This is a genomic window from Bordetella flabilis (genome assembly GCF_001676725.1).
GTDB classification, from domain to species: Bacteria; Pseudomonadota; Gammaproteobacteria; order Burkholderiales; family Burkholderiaceae_B; genus Bordetella_C; species Bordetella_C flabilis.
On record NZ_CP016172.1, the window covers coordinates 961,365 to 978,754 of the forward strand.

A 17,390-nucleotide genomic window follows, 5' to 3' on the forward strand; every position below is an offset into this window, starting at 1 on the left:
CGCGGCGTGCAATCACGCCAGCACGGCCGCCCCAGGGGTCTGGTGTTCCAGCAGGCGGCGGTAGCGTCCACCATCGAGCCGGGCCAGCGCGTCGTGGCTGCCTTCCTCGACGATGCGGCCGCGGTCCATCACCAGCAGCCGGTCCAGCGCCCGCACCGTGGACAGGCGGTGCGCCACGACCAGCGTGGTGCGGCCTTCCATCAGGCGGCCCATCGCCTGCTGTATCAGCGCTTCGCTTTCGCTGTCCAGGCTGGATGTGGCCTCGTCCAGGATCAGGATGGGCGCATCGGCCAGGAAAGCCCGCGCGATGGCCACCCGTTGCCGTTCGCCGCCGGACAGCTTCACGCCGCGTTCGCCCACCGGCGTGTCGTAGCCTTTGGGCAGCGCCATGATGAAGTCGTGGGCGCTGGCCAGCCGCGCCGCCTGCTCGATCTCCGCGCGCGTGGCGCCGGGCCGCGCATAGGCGATGTTTTCCGCCAGCGTGCGGTGGAACAGCAACGGCTCCTGTTGCACGATGGCGATCCGCCGGCGCAGCGAGGCCTGGCCGACCTGGGCGATGTCCTGGCCGTCGATGGTGATGCGTCCGCCATCCACGTCGTAAAGGCGCTGGATCAGCTTGACCAAGGTGGTCTTGCCGGATCCCGAAGGGCCGACCAGGCCCAGGCGTTCCCCGGGCGCGATGTCCAGCGTGAAGCCCTGGAACAGCGGGGCGGCATGGCGGCCATAGCCGAACGACACGTTATCGAAGCGGATGCGTCCGGCGCTGACCGTGAACTCCGCCGGCCGTGGCGCGTCCCGTACGCCCAGCGGCTGGTCATGCAGGGTGGCGAGTTCTTCCATGTCATTGACGGCGCGCTGCAGGTCGCGCAGGTCCATGCCGACTTCGCGCAGATAGCCCTGCAGCATGAAGAACATGGTCAACGCGAAGGTGATGTCGCCGACCGTCGCTTGCCCGCGCACCCACAGATACAGCGACGTGCCCAGCATCGCGGCCTGCATGGCGGTCAGCATCGCGCCCTGCGCGCCATTGCTGAACGTGGAGCGTATCCACGTGCGCCGGGTACGCCTGCGCCACTTCTCCACCACCTGGCCCAGCCGCGCCTCCTCGCGTTTTTCCGCGCCGAATGCCTTGACCACCGCATTGCAGCTGACGGCGTCGGCCATGGCGCCGCCCATGCGGGTATCCCAGGCGTTGCTGAGCGTGGCGGCCGGCGCTACATAGTTCAGCGTCATCAGCACCGTTACCGCGATGTAGAGCGCCGAGCCCACTCCCACGACCAGGCCCATGACCGGCCAATAGAACGCCAGCAGCGCGGTCGCGCCCACCAGCATGACGCAGGAAGGCAGCAGCGCGCCCAGCAGCGTGTCGTTCAGGTCGTCGGCGGCCCATATGCCGCGCGTGATCCTGCGTACCGTGGAGCCGGCGAAGCTGTTGGCATGCCATTCCGAGGAAAGGCGCTGGACGTGGGAAAACGCCTGCGTAACCATGCCGCGCATCATGCCCAGCGTGAATGGGATGATGGCGTGATAGGCGGCCTGGCGGAACAGGATGCCGGAGACGCCCAGCGCCACCAGTTGCCAGAACGCCGCGAGCGCCGTGCGCCAGCGGCCCTCGGTGTCCGATGCGTCGGCGGCCACCGCGTCGATCAGCCGGCCGGCGAAGAGCGGGGTCAGCACGTCGGCCAGTGCGGACAGCAGCGCGAACAGCATGATGGCGAGCATGCGCCAGGGCTGCTGCCGCCAATACCGCGCCGCGAAACTCAATACCTTGGGGAACGTCCGTTGGGCCGTCCCTTGACGTTGTTCATGATGGGTTTGTGTCATGGCCATGGTGTTCGCCGGCGCATGGTGGAGCGCCGGCATTCTCGATAGGAAGAACCGGAAGCGGCAGCGCCCGCGCGAAGGCGCAGGGCGATGCCGTCGAATGACGTTATCGGTTTATCGGTACGCGGGAAGGGGCGTGGCGGGCCGGTCGCCGGACAGTAGTCAGGCGACAGGCCCACGCGGAAGACGACCTAATGCGGTCGTCGAGGTACGCGCGGGATGGCGATGGGCGTGGTCTTGATCATCATGCGCCTCCCTGGGATGAAGTTGGAAAGAAACGGATGGCTGTGTGCCAAGCCGCAGATTATGTGTCGTCGCCGGGGCAAGGTCAATACGGTGGCAAAAGGTCAGACGCTTTCGCTGCGTTGCTTCGGTCTGGCTTATGCCCTGCTTCAGCCCTGAACGGCGAACCGCGCCACCGCCTGCGGATCGAAGGCGTACCCCCATCCCGGCGCGGTGGGCACGACCGCGTTGCCATCGGCGTCCAGTTCGATGGGCGCGCCGTACAGCGGCGCGAACCAGGGCATGTGCTCCGCATAGATGGCATTGGGCAGCGCCGCGGCCAGGGACAGGCTCATTTCGGTGAACAGGTGCGGCGAGATCGGCGTGTTGTGCACCTCGGCCAGATGCGCCACCTTCAGGAATTCCGTTGGGCCGCCCATGCGTTGCAGGTCCGGCATCAGTATGTCGGCGGATCGGTGCCGCAGCATGTCCAGCATGCCGAAACGCGCATACTCGCTTTCACCGCTGGCGATGGGAGTATCCAGGGCCGCGGCGACGACGGCTTCCGCCGCGTGGTCGTGATACGGCACCGGCTCTTCGATCCAGGCCAGGTCGAATTCCTCCAGTTGCCGTCCCAGCCGGATCGCACGGTCGGCGGTGAACTGCTGGTTGCAATCGGCCATCAGCCGGACGTCCGGGCCCAGCGCCTCGCGCACCGCGCGCACCCGCGCCACGTCTTCGCGCGCGGACGGCTTGCCCAGGGACATCTTCATGGCGCGGTAGCCGTCCTTGACGAAGCCGGCAGCTTCCTTTTGCAACTGGTCGATGGAGGAGGACAGGCGCAGGCTGCCGCTGCGGTAGATCGGCACCCTGTCGCGGCATGCCCCGATAAGCCGGCTTACATTCAGGCCGGCCTGCTTGCCGCGCAGGTCCCACAGGGCCATGTCGATGGCGGACAAGCCCACCACCGTGGCGCCGCGATGGCCGAGGAACGCGATATCGGCCCAGGCGCGCGACCAGAAGGCGCCGCTCATGCCCGGCTCCAGGCCGACCACCAGCGGTTCCAGGCTGCGCAGGGTTTCGTGCAGCACGGACAGGCGATGGCCGTTCAGGGTGAACACCATGCCTTCGCCGACCGGCCCTTCGTCGGTCTCCAGCATGGCCAGTATGCAGTCGGCGCTCTTGATGACGATGCGCGCGCTGGGGATCGGCGTGGGCAGCGGAACGCTCACGACCTTCAAAGTCAGCCTGGTGATTTTCATGGTGTGGATCTCGAAAGAATGCGGGCGGTCATTCGGGCACGACGCCGGCGCCGTGCAGGATGGGCCCCCAATAGGCGATGTCGGACTGCACGACCTTGCCGAAGTCCGCGTTATGCCGGCCGTCCGCATTCACGCCCAGCGCCTCCAGGCGCTTGCGCACCTCCGGCATCCTGACGATCTCCGATATGTCCTTGCCCAATTTCTGTGCAATGGGGTCCGGCGTGCCGGCCGGCGCGAAGATGCCCTTCCACGCCACCATTTCGAAGCCGGGAATGCCGAGATCGGCTACCGGCCGTACGCCCGGCAGCGCCGCCATTTCGTGCTTGCTGGTGACCGCCAGCGCCTTCAGCCGGCCGGCCTTGATCAGCGGCTCGGCCACCGGAATCACCTCGAAGGCCATATCGATGCGCCCGCCCATGAGATCCGTCATGACGTTCGGACTGCCCTTGTAGGCGATCTGCCGCATCTTCGTATGCGTCATGCTCTGGAAAAGCGAAGCGGACATATGGTGGAAACTGCCATTGCCGCTGGTGCCGTAGGTCAGCGCATCCGGGTGCGCCTTCAGTTCATCGATGATGTCCTGCACCGAGTTGAATCGGCTGTCCGCCGCCACCACCAGCACGCAGGGACCGCTGTCCACCATGGTGATCGGCTCGAAATCCTTGCGCGGATCGTAAGGCAGGGTCTTGTAGACGAACAGATTCGACACATTGGTCGTCGTGTTGCCGGCCAGCAGCGTGTAGCCGTCCGGCTTGGCGCGCGCCACCAGTTGCGATCCCACCATGCCGGAAACACCCGGGCGATTGTCGATCAGCACCGCCTGGCCCAGGCGCTTGGCCAGCAGGGGCGCGATGATTCGGGTGACGGTATCCACGCCGCCGCCGGCGGTATAGGGCACGACGATGGTGACGGGCCGCGTCGGGTAGTCAGACTGGGCGCGGGCGCCGGCGGTGGGCAGTGCGCAAAGCAGGGCAAGTATGGTGGGCCAGAACCGCATGGAATTCTCCTTGTTGGTCGGCGGATGAAGCCGCCCTCTTTTCATTGATGCAGGCAGGCGTAGCGGGCGAGCCGGGCAGCGCGCAGGGCCGGCAGTCATGCCGCGGTTCACGATTCATGTATGGGCTGCCGAAGCGCGGGTGCACCCGCGGCACGTCCGGCGTAGCGCGCCAGCGCCTGCTCGTCGAGGTCCAGGCCCAGTCCGGGCGTATCGGGCAGTTCGATATAGCCGTCCACGGGCCGCAATTGCGCCGGGCAGATGCGGTCGCCGAATTCGACGAAGGGCAGGTAGTACTCGGTCAACAGGAAATTCGGCATCGTGGCCGAGGCGTGCACCGTGGCGGCCAGCGCCAGGGTGGTGGAATTGAAGTTGTGCGGCGACACGCCGACCGCGTGCGCTTCCGCCATGGCCGCGATTTCCTTCATTTCGAGGATGCCGCCGACGTTGCACACATCCGGGTTGATGATATCCACGGCGCGGCGCTCGAACAGTTCGCGGAACGCCGGCTTGCCATACAGCGTTTCACCCGAAACGATGGGGATGGCCACCGCGTCGCGAACCTCGGCCAGCGCGCCGATGTGGTCCGCGGGGCAGGGTTCCTCGTACCAGTACAAGCGGAACGGCTCCATCGCTTTCCCCATGCGGATGGCGCTATAAGGCGCCAGGCGGCGCAAGGCATCGAACAGGATCTCCACATTGGGCCCGACCGCCTCGCGCACGGCGGCCACCACCGCGATGACGTGATCTTCGTGCGCGCGCGGGACGTGCGTGCGCCAGGGGCCGGGAATGGGCGACAGCTTGATCGCCGCATAGCCCCGGTCCACCACGCGTCGCGCCGCGTCCGCATAGTCGGCCGGCGTCTTGCAATCGTCGCTCCAGCCATTGGCGTAGACGCGTATGCGGCGGCGGTAGGCGCCGCCCAGCAGGTTATAGACCGGTTGCCCGCAGGCCTTGCCCACGATGTCCCACATCGCGTGCTCGATGGCGCTTTGCGCGCAATACAGCTCGAAGGAATGGCGGCGCTGCGCGAAATCGTCATTGACGCCCTGCGTGAAATGCTTGATGTCGAAGGGACTGCGGCCCACCGTGGCGGCGCCCAGTTCCGCGACCGCGCCTTCGATGGCCAGGTCGCGGCCGCGCAGGGTATAGGCCTCGCCCCAGCCGTGCAGGCCGGCGTCGGTCTCCACCTTCACGAACAGCCAGGTCCGGTTGCGGAATCCCGGATCGATGGAATAGGACTTGATCGAAGTGATTTTCATGCGTCTGGGTCTGCGTCTGCATCTGCGGCCGCGCGGATGGCCGCCGGGGAACGGGATGGGCGCGCGCGTCCCGATTACTCGGGCTTGATGCCGGCGTGCCGGATGACTTCTCCCCAGCGCTGCGTTTCGGCCTGGATCATGGCGCCGAATTCGGCCGGCGTGCTGGCGACGACGATGGCGCCCATGTCGGTCAGCTTGCGCTTGACGCCGGGGTCGTCGAGCGCCGCGATGAAGGCCTTGGCCAATCGGTCGCGCACCGGCGCCGGCGTGGCCGCCGGCGCGACCACGCCATACCAGTTGTCGAAGGTCGCGCCCGGATAGCCGGCTTCGGTCATGGTCTGCAGATCGGGCAGCAGGGGCGAGCGGGCCTTGCTGGTAATGGCCAGCGCCTTCAGCTTGCCGGCCCTGACCTGGGGCAGCAGCACGGGAAGGTCCAGGATACCCATTTGCACCTGTCCGCTGATCAGGTCCGTCATCGCGGGCGCGGCGCCCTTGTACGGCACATGCAGCAAGTCGATATGCGCGACGCTTTTCAGCAGTTCCACCGCCATGTGCGGCGGCCCGCCGAATCCCGCCGAGGCAAAGGAGATGCGCCCCGGTTCGCGGCGCGCCATCTGCACCAGGGTGTTCACATCGTTGGCGGGAAAGGCCGGCTGCACCACCAGCAGGGCGGGCACGCTGACCGCATGGGTAATTGGCGCGAAGTCGCGCTTCACATCGAAGCCAGGGTCGGCGTACAGGAAGGGATTCATCGACAGCACGCCGGCCGTGCTGAAGAAAAGCGTATAGCCGTCCGCGGCGGAGCGGGCCACGTAGGCGGCGGCGATGTTGCCGGACGCGCCGGGCCGGTTCTCGACGATGACGGGCTGGCCCAATGCCTGGGATACGTGCTCGCCGACGATGCGCGCCACCGCATCGGTCGGGCCGCCCGGCGGAAAACCCACGATGACGCGGATCGGCTTGTCCGGAAAAGCCTGGGCCTGCGCCGTGGCGGCCAACAGCGCGACCGCGCAGGCCAGCACCGCGCCCAGCACCTGGCGCAACGGCATCCATCGATGAAGCATTCCTGTCTCCTGGTCCTGCGTCTTGTCGGCGGGGCGGCGGGGCGTCCCATGGCAGGTTCGGCTCGATTATGGGTGTGCCGCAGGCATTCTGAATACGGATAGAGCGGATATCAGATATGCTGTTTCTCGATGGAGCTCAAGCAACTCGAATACTTCGTCCATGTGGTCGATACCGCCAGCTTCAGCCGGGCGGCGCTGGCGCTCAACGTCGCCCAGTCCACGCTGAGCCGGCAGATCGCGCTGCTGGAAAACCAGACCGGCCAGCGTTTGCTGGTACGCACGGGCCGGGGCGCCGTGCCCACGGCGGCCGGCGCGGCCCTGCTGCCTCATGCGCGCACCATGCTGCACGTGGCGCGGGTGGCCGGCGAGGAACTGCGCGATATGCACGCCAGTCCGTCGGGCCGCATCACGCTGGGCCTGCCCTCCGTCGTGGCCTTGCGCATCGGCGTGGCGCTGGTGCAGCAATTCCGAGAGCGGTTCCCGCGCGCCGTGCTGTCCATGTCGGAAGGCGTCAGCCCCCAACTGACGGAATGGGCCATCGATGGCCGGCTGGATCTGGCCCTGGTGCACAACCCGCTGCCTTCGCCGCAACTGACCTACCTGCCCATCGCGAGCGAAAAGATGGTGCTGGTTGCGCCCGCCAGCGCCGCAAGGCTGCCGCGCCAGATCGATCTCGTCGCGCTGGCCGCCTATCCCATGGTGGTGACCAGCGCGCTGAACGCCGTGCGCGACCGCGTCGAATCGGTGCTCAAGCCGCGCGGCATCGCGCTGCAGATCGTGGCCGAGGCCGGCTATGTGCATACGGTGTTCGGGCTGGTGGCCAGCGGCGTGGGGTACACCATCCTGCCCGAGGGCGCGCTGGCCCTGTGGGAGCACGCCGACCGCCTGCAATGGGCACCCATCGGCGCCCCCGTCATCCGCAACAGGCTGGTGCTGGCCGTGCCGAAGGCCAGGCCGGCCACGCGCCTGACCGCAGGCGTCGTCGCCATCCTGAAGGGCTTGTACCGGCGCTAGGCGCCAGTCAGGCCGCATCGCGGGCGGTCCCTCGCCTGTCACCGGCGCAGGCCTCGGACAGGGGCCGGGCAGGGGGTTCATTGCGAGGCGGCGCGGGATAATACTGAAATAGATATGTTTCAGATATTTCCAGTCGTAAAATACCACTTTGCCCCTGGACCGGTGGGAACCGGCGGTGACCAAGATGCCTGCACCGTGCGCCCGCCCCTGAGAACCCATGTTCAGTCCCGTCGCGCTCTACGTAGTCGGCATCATGTCTGGCGTGGTGAGCGTGGTCGTGCTCGGCTCGTTGTTGCGCTCGGAGGTGGCGGGCCTGTATCGCTGGATCGCGGCCAACATCATCATCGTGGTGGCGATGCTGATATTGGCCGTGAGCGGCGATGCGCCGGGTGCCGCGAGCATCGTGGCTGCGAGCTGCCTGTCGGCGGGCGCGGGCTTCGCGGTGGTGCAGGGTTGCCGGCTGTTTTTCGGCCTGGCGCCCTCGCGGCTGTATGAGGTCGCGGCCTACGGGGCCGTCGTGGCGGGGCTGGTCTACTGGACGTATCTGGCGCCCAATGTAAACGCCCGGATCGTCCTGATGTCGGCATTCCTGGCCTACGTCCGCTTGCAAGTGGGCTGGACCGTCTACACGATGCGGCCGCCCCATCGGCCCCGCTACAGCTATCAGTTCGTGGCCGTCGTGGCTGCGCTGGGCGGGATGGTGCATGTCGCACGCGGGCTGGCCGTCGTCCTGGGGTGGGAGCATCACACGCGTTTCCTGGAGCCGACGACCATGAACGTCGCCTTCCTGGGGATGGGCATCATCACGCTGCCCTGCCTGTCGATAGGTGCGGTCATGCTGGCCTATGACCGCATGGCCGAACGCATGGAGCGCCTGGCGACCATCGATGAGCTGACCGGCGCGCTGGTGCGCCGCGAGTTCATGGCGCGGGCGCAGGCACAGCTGGCGCGGGCGGACGGCGCCAACGCTCCCTTGTCGATGGCGATCCTGGACATCGACAACTTCAAGGCGATCAACGACATGCACGGACATGCCGCTGGAGACCATGCTCTTCACTACTTTTCCTCCATCGTGTCGGGGGAAATCCGGCAGGGTGATACCTATGGCCGCCTGGGGGGCGAGGAATTCGCCGTGCTGTTGCCCGCGACATCCAAGGCCGAGGCCGTCAGGCTGGTGAACCGCTTGCGCCTGCGCGTGGCCGGCTCCGTCCTGCCGCTGGCGCGCGGCGAAATCGCGTGCACCTTCAGTGCCGGCGTGGAGCAGTATCGGAGCGGCGAGACCCTGGCCAGCCTGATGGCCCGGGCGGACGCGGCGCTCTATCTGGCCAAGGCCATGGGCCGCAACCGCGTCGTCTCGGCGGTCCCCGTCACGGATTGAAGAGCGGCCATTGGTTGTCTCGGGCGTCGGCAGGGTCGCGGCGTTCAGGTGCGGGACAACACTTTTCCCTAAGATCGGGTGTGTCCCACCGGGCGGCATGGCGCGCCCGGCTCACCGTATCGCACTGCCCATCATGGCCACCGAACCTGTCCCTCATCCGCCCCTGAAAGGCGGCCAGCTTGTGCTGGCAACCGTGGCGGTGGCGCTTGCCACCTTCATGAATGTCCTGGATACCTCCATCGCCAACGTGGCGATTCCCACGATTTCCGGCAATCTCGGCGTATCGGTGGACGAGGGGACCTGGGTCATCACGGTATTCGCCGCGTCCAATGCGGTGTCCATTCCGTTGACGGGGTGGCTGACCCAGCGGCTGGGCCAGATACGCCTGTTCGTCGGCGCCATCGTGCTGTTCACCCTGGCATCGTGGCTGTGCGGCATTGCGCCCAGCCTGCCGATCCTGCTTTTCGCGCGCGTGCTGCAAGGGGCCGTGGCGGGGCCGCTGATCCCGATGTCGCAGGCCATCCTGCTGGGCTCCTACCCCAAGGAGAGAAGTTCGATGGCGCTGGCGCTGTGGGCGATGACCGCCACGGTCGGCCCCATCGCCGGTCCGGCCCTGGGTGGCTGGATCACCGACAGTTTCAGCTGGTCGTGGATTTTCTATATCAATATCCCGGTGGGCCTGTTCGCGGCGTCGGTGACCTGGGCCATCTACCGCAGCCGCGAGACGCCGATCCGCAAGGCGCCGATCGACCTGGTCGGGTTGATCCTGCTGGTGACCTGGGTGGCGGCCCTGCAGATCATGCTGGACAAGGGCCGCGACCTGGACTGGTTCGATTCTTCCGTCATCGTGGCGCTGGGTGTGACGGCCGTCGTCAGTTTCTGCTTTTTCCTCATATGGGAACTGACCGAGCCGAATCCCGTCGTGGACCTGCGCCTGTTCGCGCAGCGCAATTTCAGCGGCGGCACGATCGCGATCTCGGTGGCCTACGCGGTGTTCTTCGGCAACCTGGTGCTGCTGCCGCAGTGGATGCAGGAGTACCTGAACTATCGTTCCATCGACGCCGGCCTCGCGCTGGCGCCGCTGGGAATATTCGCCCTGGTCCTGTCACCCGTCGTGGGGCGCCTGCTGCCGCGCACGGACGCGCGCATCGTGGCCACCGTTGCCTTCGTCTGTTTCGCGGCCGTGTTCTATATGCGCACGGACTACGTGACAGAGATCGACACGTGGCACCTGGTACTGCCGACGCTGCTGCAGGGCATCCCGATGGCCCTGTTCTTTGTGCCTTTGACCGTCATTATCCTGTCCGGGCAGCCACCGCAGCGGCTTCCCGCCGCGGCGGGCTTGTCGAACTTCGTGCGGGTCTTTTGCGGCGCGATCGGCACCTCCATCGCCGGCACGGTCTGGAACAACCGTACCGTGCTGCATCACGAGCGGCTTACCGAGGTCGCGAATGTGGATAATCCGCTGTTCACGCACCAGATCGACGCGATACGCGCGCTGCTGCACGTGGACGCCGCCGCGGCGCGCGCCATGTTCGATTCCGCGCTGACGGCCCAGGCGGCGATCATGGGGCTGGACGACATCTTCTACGTGTCCGCGGGGATCTTCCTGCTGATCATTCCGCTGATCTGGATCACCCGCCCCGCCAAGGGCGGCGGCGGTGCGGACGCGTCCGCGGCGCACTGACGCTGGCGGCGGACCGGGGCGGCCAGTGCTTGCCTTGCACGGGCCATCTGCGCGCGCGGCGGTGTGTATCGAAGCGATCCATCGCCACGGCAGCCGGGGCGAGGGCGCGCCGGGGCGGGGAATAAATGGTGACGGCGGGTGTTGTCCTGCCATGAAAGGCAAAGCGGCCGGGCGGGCCGCCGGCGCCGCCGTACAACACAGGGCGTGGGGACGCGCCCGGAAGGGAGAACTTCGCCATGGCCATCGAACATCGGTATTTTTCCGAGGACGCTTCCATCGATATCGTCACCGGGCGTCATCGCCATGCGCCGGACGCGCGCATGAAGCAGGTGATGGACGTCGTCGTGCGCAAGCTGCACGAGGCGGTCAAGGAGATCGAGCCGACGCAGGAGGAGTGGATGCGCGCCATCGCCTTCCTGACCCGGACGGGTCAGATGTGCGATGCGTCGCGCCAGGAGTACATCCTGCTGTCCGACGTGCTGGGCGTGTCGATGCTGGTCGACGCGATCAATCACCGCCACCCCGCCGGCGCGACCGCCAGTACGGTGCTGGGGCCTTTCCATGTCGTCGGGGCGCCGGAACGCCCCATGGGCGCCAATATAAGCGTGGGCCAAGGCGGGGAACCCCTGGTCGTTTCGGGCACGGTGCGCGACACGGCAGGCCGCCCTGTCGGCGGCGCCACGCTGGATGTCTGGATGGCCAACCATGAAGGCCTGTATGACGTGCAGCAGCAGGGCGTACGGCCGGAGGGCAACCTGCGCGGGTTGTTCCGTACGGGCGCGGACGGCCGGTACGAATTCCGCACGATCAAGCCCATGTCCTACCCGATTCCCGCGGACGGCACCGTCGGCCGGCTCCTGGAAGGCCTGGCCCGCCATCCCTTTCGTCCCGCGCACATTCATTTCATCGTGCAGGCAGCCGGATACGCAGGGGTGGTGACCCATATCTTCGACCAGACAGACCCCTACCTGGCCTCCGACGCGGTATTCGGGGTGAAGGAAAGCCTGCTGGCCAACTTCGAGCGGACGCACGACCCCGAAGTGGCGCGCCGGCATGGACTGGACGGCGAGTTCTGGCGCGTGCGGCAGGATTTCACGCTGATGGCCGAATCGACGGCGGCGGCCGCCGCCTGACCATACCCGGCGCGACTAGAGCCCGAAAACGCGCATCGCGTTGCCCGCGCGTACCGCCTCGCATTGCGCCTTGGGCAAGGCCGCGGTGTTGGCGAACGCGCCGCGGGTGTCATGGACCTGGTGCGGCCAGTCCGTTCCGAACATCACCCGGTCGGCGCCGACCACGGAGATCAGGAACTCCAGCGTCGCCGGGCTGTAGCAGATGCAGTCGTAATAGATATGTCGCAGGTAGTCGATGGGGTTGCGCTTCATCTGGCGGCGCTGCGGAATTTCCACCTCGTTGCCCTTCTGGAAGCGTCCGGCCAGGTAAGGCAGGGTTCCGCCCGCGTGCGAGGCGATCAGCTTCAGGTTGGGATACTGGTCGAAGAAGCCTTCGAAGATCATCCGTGTGATCGCCAGCGTCGTATCGAACATGAATCCGACCGACCAGCTCAGGTCGAATTTGGTCATGTCCATCAGTTGCGCGCCCGGCGGGTCCGTCGGGTGCACCAGCACCGGCAGCGCGCGGCGGTCGATCTCCGCCCAGATCGGGGCGAACATGGGATCCGTCAGGCTGCGGCCGTCGATGTTGGCCAGCACCATCACGCCGCTGGCGCCCTTGTCGCAGCTGCGCTGCAGCTCGTGCAACGCCGCCTGGGGATATTGCCACGGCAAGGAGGTGAACCAGCGGATGCGTCCGGGATAGGCGGCCTGCGCCTGCGCCATCGTATCGTTGGATTCACGCGCGGCCTCGCAGCTGGTGGCCTCGTCGCCCCAGTACACATTGGGGCAGGTGAGCGAGACGACCGATATGTCGATGCCCGCTTCGTCCATGTGCCTGATGCGCAGGTCGTAGTCGAAGTGGCCTTTCTGCGGAATCACCACGGGCGTGTTGCCGCGGAATATCTCCTGCTGCCCGTCGGGACGCGTCTGGATGTTGTACACGCCTCCTTTCCGCTTGATGAGTTCCAGCCATCCGTGGGTGAAGGCGTGGGTGTGGACATCGATGACGGGCATTTCAGGTCTCCTGCCGGGTCGGTTGGGGCGATGATGCGGATGGCGGGGCGGACAGCGCGCCCGGCTCGGCGTCGCGCAGCATAAGCGCGCCCACCAGGCCTATCGCGAAGAAGATGGCGCAGTAATGGGCCGGCATGAGCGGGTCCGCGCTGACGTGCAGCAGCCAGGTCAGTACGAAGGGAGAGAATCCGCCGAATACGGCGGCGGCGATGTTGTATGAAATCGCCAGGCCGGTGGAACGCACTTCGGTGGGGAACAGCGCGGCGACCGCGGTCGGGATCGGGCTGGTGGATGCGCCGATCAACAGCGCGAAGACCAGTTCCACCGTCATGATGGACAGCATGGAAGGCGCGCTCACGATCCAGTAATAGGCCGGATAGAGCGACAGCAGGAACAGCAGCAGCGCGCCGCGGATGAGCCGCTTGCCGCCGAGCCTGTCGCCCAGGTGGCCGAACAGGGGAATCGTCAGCACGCGCAACAGCACGCTGGCCACCAGCACATTGAATGGCAGCGTCACCGGCATATGCAGGTTCTGCACGGCGTAGATAGGCAGATACGTGATGATGACGTACTGCATCACGTTGAGCGCGGCGCTCAACGCGGTGGCGATGAACAACTCGCGCGGGTACTGCGTGAAGACCTGGCCGAGCGGCACCCGGACCCGCTTGTCCAGCCGCTGGAAGGCTTCCGTCTCGGGCAGCCGGCGGCGGATATAGAATCCCACCGGCCCGATCAGCAGCCCGAACAGGAAGGGTATGCGCCATGCCCAGTCATCCAGGGCCTGTGGGGTGAATACATGCGTCAGCGCGCTTCCCATGGCGACGGCCAGCAGCGCGCCCATGGCCTGCGCGAACATCTGCCAACTGCCGTAGAACGTGCGCCGTCCCTTGGGCGCGTACTCCACCAGCATTGCCGTTGCGGTGCCGAACTCCCCGCCCGCCGATATCCCCTGCAGCAGGCGGGCGCACAACACGATGGCCGGCGCGATCAGGCCGATCTGGTGGTATGTGGGGGTAAGCGCGATCAGCGCCGCTGACACTGTCATCAGTGCGATGACCAGCGTCAGGCCGGCCTTGCGGCCCTTGCGGTCGGCATACCGGCCCAGCAGGATGCCGCCCAGCGGGCGCACGACGAAGCCGGCCCCGAAGGTGGCCGTCGTCAGCATCAAGGCGGCATATTCGCTTTCGCTGGGAAAGAACTGCTTCGCGATGATGATGGACAGGAATCCGAACACCACGAAGTCATACCACTCCAGCACATTGCCCAGCGTCGAGGCCACGACGCCTCGCCAATTCCCGGCCGTATCGTTCTTCTGCATGCATGTCCCCTGCGCCAAGGCCATTTTTTTGCCGCGCGCCGCGGCGCGTGCCTTCCGGCAATGGGCGGCCAGGTACGCCGAAGCGCCAGCCCGTCCCACCTCGTGACGGCGAAATGTAGGACGCTATAGTCATGAAGACAATCGAATAAATTCAATGGCTCCATAAAGTGACTTTATGAATCCCACCCTCAAGCAGTTGCAGGCCTTCGTCCACGCCTGCCGGTTCGGCGTGCTGACCCGCGCCGCTGACGAGATGTTCATCACGCAGCCCGCGGTCAGCGTATTGATCCGGCAGATGGAGGAAGCGCTGGGCGTGCGCCTGTTCGACCGTACCTCGCGATCGCTGCGGCCCACCGTGGCCGCACGCGAGATCCTGCCCACGGTCGAGCGCATGCTGCGCGACCTGGAATCGCTGAAGTCCAGCGTGAAGGAACTGGTGGGCCGCCAGCGCGGCCATCTGCGCTTCGCGGCGACGCCGTCGATCGCCGGCGCCATCGTGCCGCGCCTGATGGCGGAATACCGGACGCTCTATCCGAATATCGAAGTGTCCATCGACGACGCGGCGCCGGACCGGCTGACCGCGCCCACGTTGACCGGCGATGTGGAGTTCAGTATCGGCACGATCGACGAGGCGCCCGAGGGCCTGACCCTGCAGTGCCTGGCGCGCGACCGCCTGTGCGCCATCTGCAGGAAGGACGCCAGGCTGGCGCGCAAGCGCCGCCCGACATGGGAGGATGCGCTGGCCTATCCCTGGATCGCCATCAAGGCCAACAGCGGTATCCGCAGCCTGATCGACGATGTGCTGTTCACCCTGGGCGTGCGCAAGCCGGTGCAGTACGAGGTCTCATACATGACCACCGGCCTTTCCATGGCCCAGGCCGGCCTGGGCATCGCTATTTTCCCGGGGATCCTGCTGTCCGCTTTCCCGCATCCGGACCTGGTCGCCTGCAAGCTGGAGGGGCCGGCCGTCACGCGCGACATCAGCCTGATCCGGCGCGCCGAACATTCGCTGTCGCCGGCCGCGGAGTCCTTCGTGGACCTCTGGTACAAGCGTATCGGCCGGCCGGCGCAGGCCTAGCCGCGCGCGCCGGCCCGGCCATTAGCCACGGGCCGGCGGACCGCCTACTCGGCGGTGGTGATATGCGCCTTCTGGATGATCTCGCGCGAGGCGGCGATCTCCTTGTCCAGGAAGCTCGCGTAGTCGGCCGCCCCGCCTCCGCCTGCTTCGAAGCCCAGTTCCGCGATGCGCTGCGCCAGGGCCTGCGTTTTCAGCCGTTCCTCGAAGCCGGCGGCCAGCTTGTCTATGACGGCGTCGGGCACCCCCTTGGGCGCGATGACGCCGAACGAGATCACCCCCGTCTCTTCCGGGACGCCGGCTTCCGCGAAGGTCGGCACGTCCGGCATGGAAGGCAGGCGGTGCGTGCCCGTGACGGCCAGCGCGCGCAGCCGGCCCGACTGAATGTGGGGCAGCACCGTGGAAGGCGCCGAAAAGTTGACCTGGGTCTCGCCGCCGACCACCGCCATGACCGATGGCGCGCCGCCCCGGTACGGTACATGGACCAGGCCCGCGCCCGTCGCCATGTTGAACCGTTCGCCCGCCAGGTGCAACGCCGTGCCGTTGCCCGCCGAGCTGAAGTTCAGCCGATTGGGCTGCGCCTTGGCCAAGGCGACGAGCTCGGCGACGCTATGCGCGGGAACATCCTTGTTGACGGACAGCACGATGGGCGAGGTCGCCACCAGGATGACGGCGCGGAAATCCTTGCGCGTGTCGTACGGCAGCTTGTCGCCCAGCAGCGTGGCGTTGATGGGAAAGGCGCTGTCCACCACGCCCAGCGTATAGCCGTTGGGTTGCGCGGTGGCCACTGCATTGGTGCCGGCCACCGAGGCTCCGCCGGCGCGGTTCTCGATGATGATGCGGTCTCCCAGCGCCGGTCCCGGCGTGCTGGCGAGCAGGCGCGCCAGTACGTCGGAGGCGCCGCCCGGGGCGTAGGGCACGACGATGCGTATCGGCTGCGCGGGAAAGCTGTCCGCCGCACGCGCGGCGGGCATAAGCGCGCAGGACAGCGCCAGTGCCGCCCCCCACGCAAGGGTATGTCGTGTCATCAGTGTCTCCTCATGGGTGGTCAGGCCTGCGCCGTTGCCGCATACCTGCGCAGCACGTCGGGATCGGGGTCGAACCCCAGGCCGGGCGTCTGCGGCACCTGGACCATGCCGTTGCGCGGCAGGGTAGCGTCGCCAGCAAGTTCGACCGGCATTTCGCAATAGAAGCGTTCCAGTATCGGCGCCGTCCGGATGGTGCCCAGCACATGCATGGTGGCCAGCAGGCCGGGTCCGAAATAGGCGCTGTGCGGCATCAGCCGGACCTGTCTTTGGGCGGCGTCGCGGGCCACCTCCAGCAGGGCGGTGATGCCGCCCGTCTTGACGACGCTGGGCTGCGCGAACGATATGCCCGCGGTGTCTAGGACGCGGCGGAATTCCATGGGATTGCCGACGTTCTCGCCCATCGCCAGCGGGATGTCGATGCGGCGCGCGAGCTCGGCCATCGCATCGAAGTCGTCGACCGGGAACAGCGGTTCCTCCAGCCACATCGGGTCGTAGGCGGCGACATCGGCCGCGAACTGCTCGGCGGCCGGCACGTCGAAGGGACAGTTCAGGTCCACCATCAAGCCCACGTCCGCACCGATGGCGGCACGGGATTCACGCACGGACGCGACATCGCGCTCGTGCAGCTTCACATAGCGGTAGCCCTGATCCACGGCGCGCGCCGCGAAGCGCGCAGCCAGCGCGGGGTCGCGATAGGGCAGCAGGCTGGCGTACACGGGAAGGTCGGGCGTGCGCAGCGGACCGATCAGGGCGTGGACCGGGAGGTTGGCGGCCTTGCCCGCGATGTCCCACAAGGCGATGTCGATGGCGGAGAGCGCGTACTGCAGCACGCCGGCGCGGCCGAAGTGGTAGAGGGTGCGGTTCAACTTGTCCATCACCTCGTCGCGGCGCAGCGCGTTCTCGCCGATGCACAGGGGCGCCACCAGGCGATCGATCATCAGCCGGGTGATCGGCCACACGCGCACGCCGAAGGCATCGCCCCAACCCACCAGGCCGCTGTCCGTGGTGACCTTGACCAGCAGGCTTTCCATGTTGGTGCGCGGCTTGCCGCCCAGCGGCAAGGGCGCCGCGCCGCTGTCGTAGGGCAGGGCGATGGGCAGGGTATCGATGGAAACGATTTTCATGGGACTTCC

General features: G+C 66.9%; 14 protein-coding genes. 5 read left to right on the forward strand and 9 right to left on the reverse strand.

The features are described from left to right. Positions 1–12: 12 nt before the first annotated feature. From BAU07_RS04225 to BAU07_RS04250, 5 genes are all read right to left on the reverse strand, one after another. Positions 13–1,830 (reverse strand): ABC transporter ATP-binding protein, encoded by a 1,818-nt coding sequence (locus BAU07_RS04225; RefSeq protein WP_084025310.1) that lies wholly within the window; start codon positions 1,828–1,830, stop codon positions 13–15. Positions 1,831–2,216: 386 nt separating this feature from the next. After that, on the reverse strand, positions 2,217–3,308 hold the full coding sequence (locus BAU07_RS04235; RefSeq protein ID WP_066654432.1) for a mandelate racemase/muconate lactonizing enzyme family protein: 1,092 nt from the start codon (positions 3,306–3,308) through the stop codon (positions 2,217–2,219). A gap of 28 nt (positions 3,309–3,336) precedes the next feature. Then, positions 3,337–4,305: a Bug family tripartite tricarboxylate transporter substrate binding protein gene (locus BAU07_RS04240; RefSeq protein ID WP_066654433.1), complete on the reverse strand. Its 969-nt coding sequence runs from the start codon at positions 4,303–4,305 to the stop codon at positions 3,337–3,339. Between the two features lie 107 nt (positions 4,306–4,412). Continuing rightward, positions 4,413–5,564 (reverse strand): mandelate racemase/muconate lactonizing enzyme family protein, encoded by a 1,152-nt coding sequence (locus tag BAU07_RS04245; protein ID WP_066654434.1) that lies wholly within the window; start codon positions 5,562–5,564, stop codon positions 4,413–4,415. 74 nt (positions 5,565–5,638) lie between these two features. After that, on the reverse strand, positions 5,639–6,628 hold the full coding sequence (locus BAU07_RS04250; protein WP_066654435.1) for a Bug family tripartite tricarboxylate transporter substrate binding protein: 990 nt from the start codon (positions 6,626–6,628) through the stop codon (positions 5,639–5,641). A gap of 129 nt (positions 6,629–6,757) precedes the next feature. Here BAU07_RS04250 and BAU07_RS04255 point away from each other — a divergent pair, with 129 nt between their 5' ends. The 4 genes from BAU07_RS04255 to BAU07_RS04270 all read left to right on the forward strand — a co-directional run bounded on the left by BAU07_RS04255 (position 6,758) and on the right by BAU07_RS04270 (position 11,840). Further along, positions 6,758–7,642, forward strand: coding sequence for a LysR family transcriptional regulator (locus tag BAU07_RS04255; RefSeq protein ID WP_066654436.1), 885 nt, complete (start codon positions 6,758–6,760; stop codon positions 7,640–7,642). 217 nt (positions 7,643–7,859) lie between these two features. Further along, positions 7,860–9,020: a GGDEF domain-containing protein gene (locus BAU07_RS04260; protein WP_066654438.1), complete on the forward strand. Its 1,161-nt coding sequence runs from the start codon at positions 7,860–7,862 to the stop codon at positions 9,018–9,020. 133 nt (positions 9,021–9,153) lie between these two features. Continuing rightward, entirely contained in the window at positions 9,154–10,707 is a 1,554-nt protein-coding gene (locus BAU07_RS04265) for a DHA2 family efflux MFS transporter permease subunit (protein WP_198168868.1), read from the forward strand. 236 nt (positions 10,708–10,943) lie between these two features. Beyond that, complete coding sequence (locus BAU07_RS04270) at positions 10,944–11,840, forward strand: dioxygenase family protein (protein WP_066654441.1); 897 nt, start codon at positions 10,944–10,946, stop codon at positions 11,838–11,840. Between the two features lie 15 nt (positions 11,841–11,855). Here BAU07_RS04270 and BAU07_RS04275 read toward each other — a convergent pair whose 3' ends face one another. Both BAU07_RS04275 and BAU07_RS04280 read right to left on the reverse strand, forming a co-directional pair. Continuing rightward, positions 11,856–12,836, reverse strand: a complete 981-nt coding sequence (locus tag BAU07_RS04275; protein WP_066654442.1) for an amidohydrolase family protein — start codon at positions 12,834–12,836, stop codon at positions 11,856–11,858. A gap of 1 nt (position 12,837) precedes the next feature. Then, the gene (locus tag BAU07_RS04280) at positions 12,838–14,154 is read right to left on the reverse strand and encodes an MFS transporter (RefSeq protein WP_066664780.1); all 1,317 of its coding nucleotides are present in this window, start codon (positions 14,152–14,154) and stop codon (positions 12,838–12,840) included. 175 nt (positions 14,155–14,329) lie between these two features. Here BAU07_RS04280 and BAU07_RS04285 point away from each other — a divergent pair, with 175 nt between their 5' ends. Further along, the gene (locus BAU07_RS04285; protein ID WP_066654443.1) at positions 14,330–15,232 is read left to right on the forward strand and encodes a LysR family transcriptional regulator; all 903 of its coding nucleotides are present in this window, start codon (positions 14,330–14,332) and stop codon (positions 15,230–15,232) included. A 44-nt stretch (positions 15,233–15,276) separates the two neighbouring features. Here the strand turns inward: BAU07_RS04285 and BAU07_RS04290 are convergent, their stop codons facing one another. Beyond that, the gene (locus BAU07_RS04290) at positions 15,277–16,257 is read right to left on the reverse strand and encodes a Bug family tripartite tricarboxylate transporter substrate binding protein (protein ID WP_066654444.1); all 981 of its coding nucleotides are present in this window, start codon (positions 16,255–16,257) and stop codon (positions 15,277–15,279) included. Between the two features lie 20 nt (positions 16,258–16,277). Next, positions 16,278–17,381: a mandelate racemase/muconate lactonizing enzyme family protein gene (locus BAU07_RS04295; protein ID WP_066654445.1), complete on the reverse strand. Its 1,104-nt coding sequence runs from the start codon at positions 17,379–17,381 to the stop codon at positions 16,278–16,280. Positions 17,382–17,390: the final 9 nt, after the last annotated feature.

Bases quoted from the DNA above. Each gene is read 5' to 3' on its own strand.
- BAU07_RS04225 (WP_084025310.1), bottom strand. From the start codon at position 1,830: ATGGCCATGACACAAACCCATCATGAACAACGTCAAGGGACGGCCCAA.
- BAU07_RS04235 (WP_066654432.1), bottom strand. From the start codon at position 3,308: ATGAAAATCACCAGGCTGACTTTGAAGGTCGTGAGCGTTCCGCTGCCC.
- BAU07_RS04240 (WP_066654433.1), bottom strand. From the start codon at position 4,305: ATGCGGTTCTGGCCCACCATACTTGCCCTGCTTTGCGCACTGCCCACC.
- BAU07_RS04245 (WP_066654434.1), bottom strand. From the start codon at position 5,564: ATGAAAATCACTTCGATCAAGTCCTATTCCATCGATCCGGGATTCCGC.
- BAU07_RS04250 (WP_066654435.1), bottom strand. From the start codon at position 6,628: ATGCTTCATCGATGGATGCCGTTGCGCCAGGTGCTGGGCGCGGTGCTG.
- BAU07_RS04255 (WP_066654436.1), top strand. From the start codon at position 6,758: ATGGAGCTCAAGCAACTCGAATACTTCGTCCATGTGGTCGATACCGCC.
- BAU07_RS04260 (WP_066654438.1), top strand. From the start codon at position 7,860: ATGTTCAGTCCCGTCGCGCTCTACGTAGTCGGCATCATGTCTGGCGTG.
- BAU07_RS04265 (WP_198168868.1), top strand. From the start codon at position 9,154: ATGGCCACCGAACCTGTCCCTCATCCGCCCCTGAAAGGCGGCCAGCTT.
- BAU07_RS04270 (WP_066654441.1), top strand. From the start codon at position 10,944: ATGGCCATCGAACATCGGTATTTTTCCGAGGACGCTTCCATCGATATC.
- BAU07_RS04275 (WP_066654442.1), bottom strand. From the start codon at position 12,836: ATGCCCGTCATCGATGTCCACACCCACGCCTTCACCCACGGATGGCTG.
- BAU07_RS04280 (WP_066664780.1), bottom strand. From the start codon at position 14,154: ATGCAGAAGAACGATACGGCCGGGAATTGGCGAGGCGTCGTGGCCTCG.
- BAU07_RS04285 (WP_066654443.1), top strand. From the start codon at position 14,330: ATGAATCCCACCCTCAAGCAGTTGCAGGCCTTCGTCCACGCCTGCCGG.
- BAU07_RS04290 (WP_066654444.1), bottom strand. From the start codon at position 16,257: ATGACACGACATACCCTTGCGTGGGGGGCGGCACTGGCGCTGTCCTGC.
- BAU07_RS04295 (WP_066654445.1), bottom strand. From the start codon at position 17,381: ATGAAAATCGTTTCCATCGATACCCTGCCCATCGCCCTGCCCTACGAC.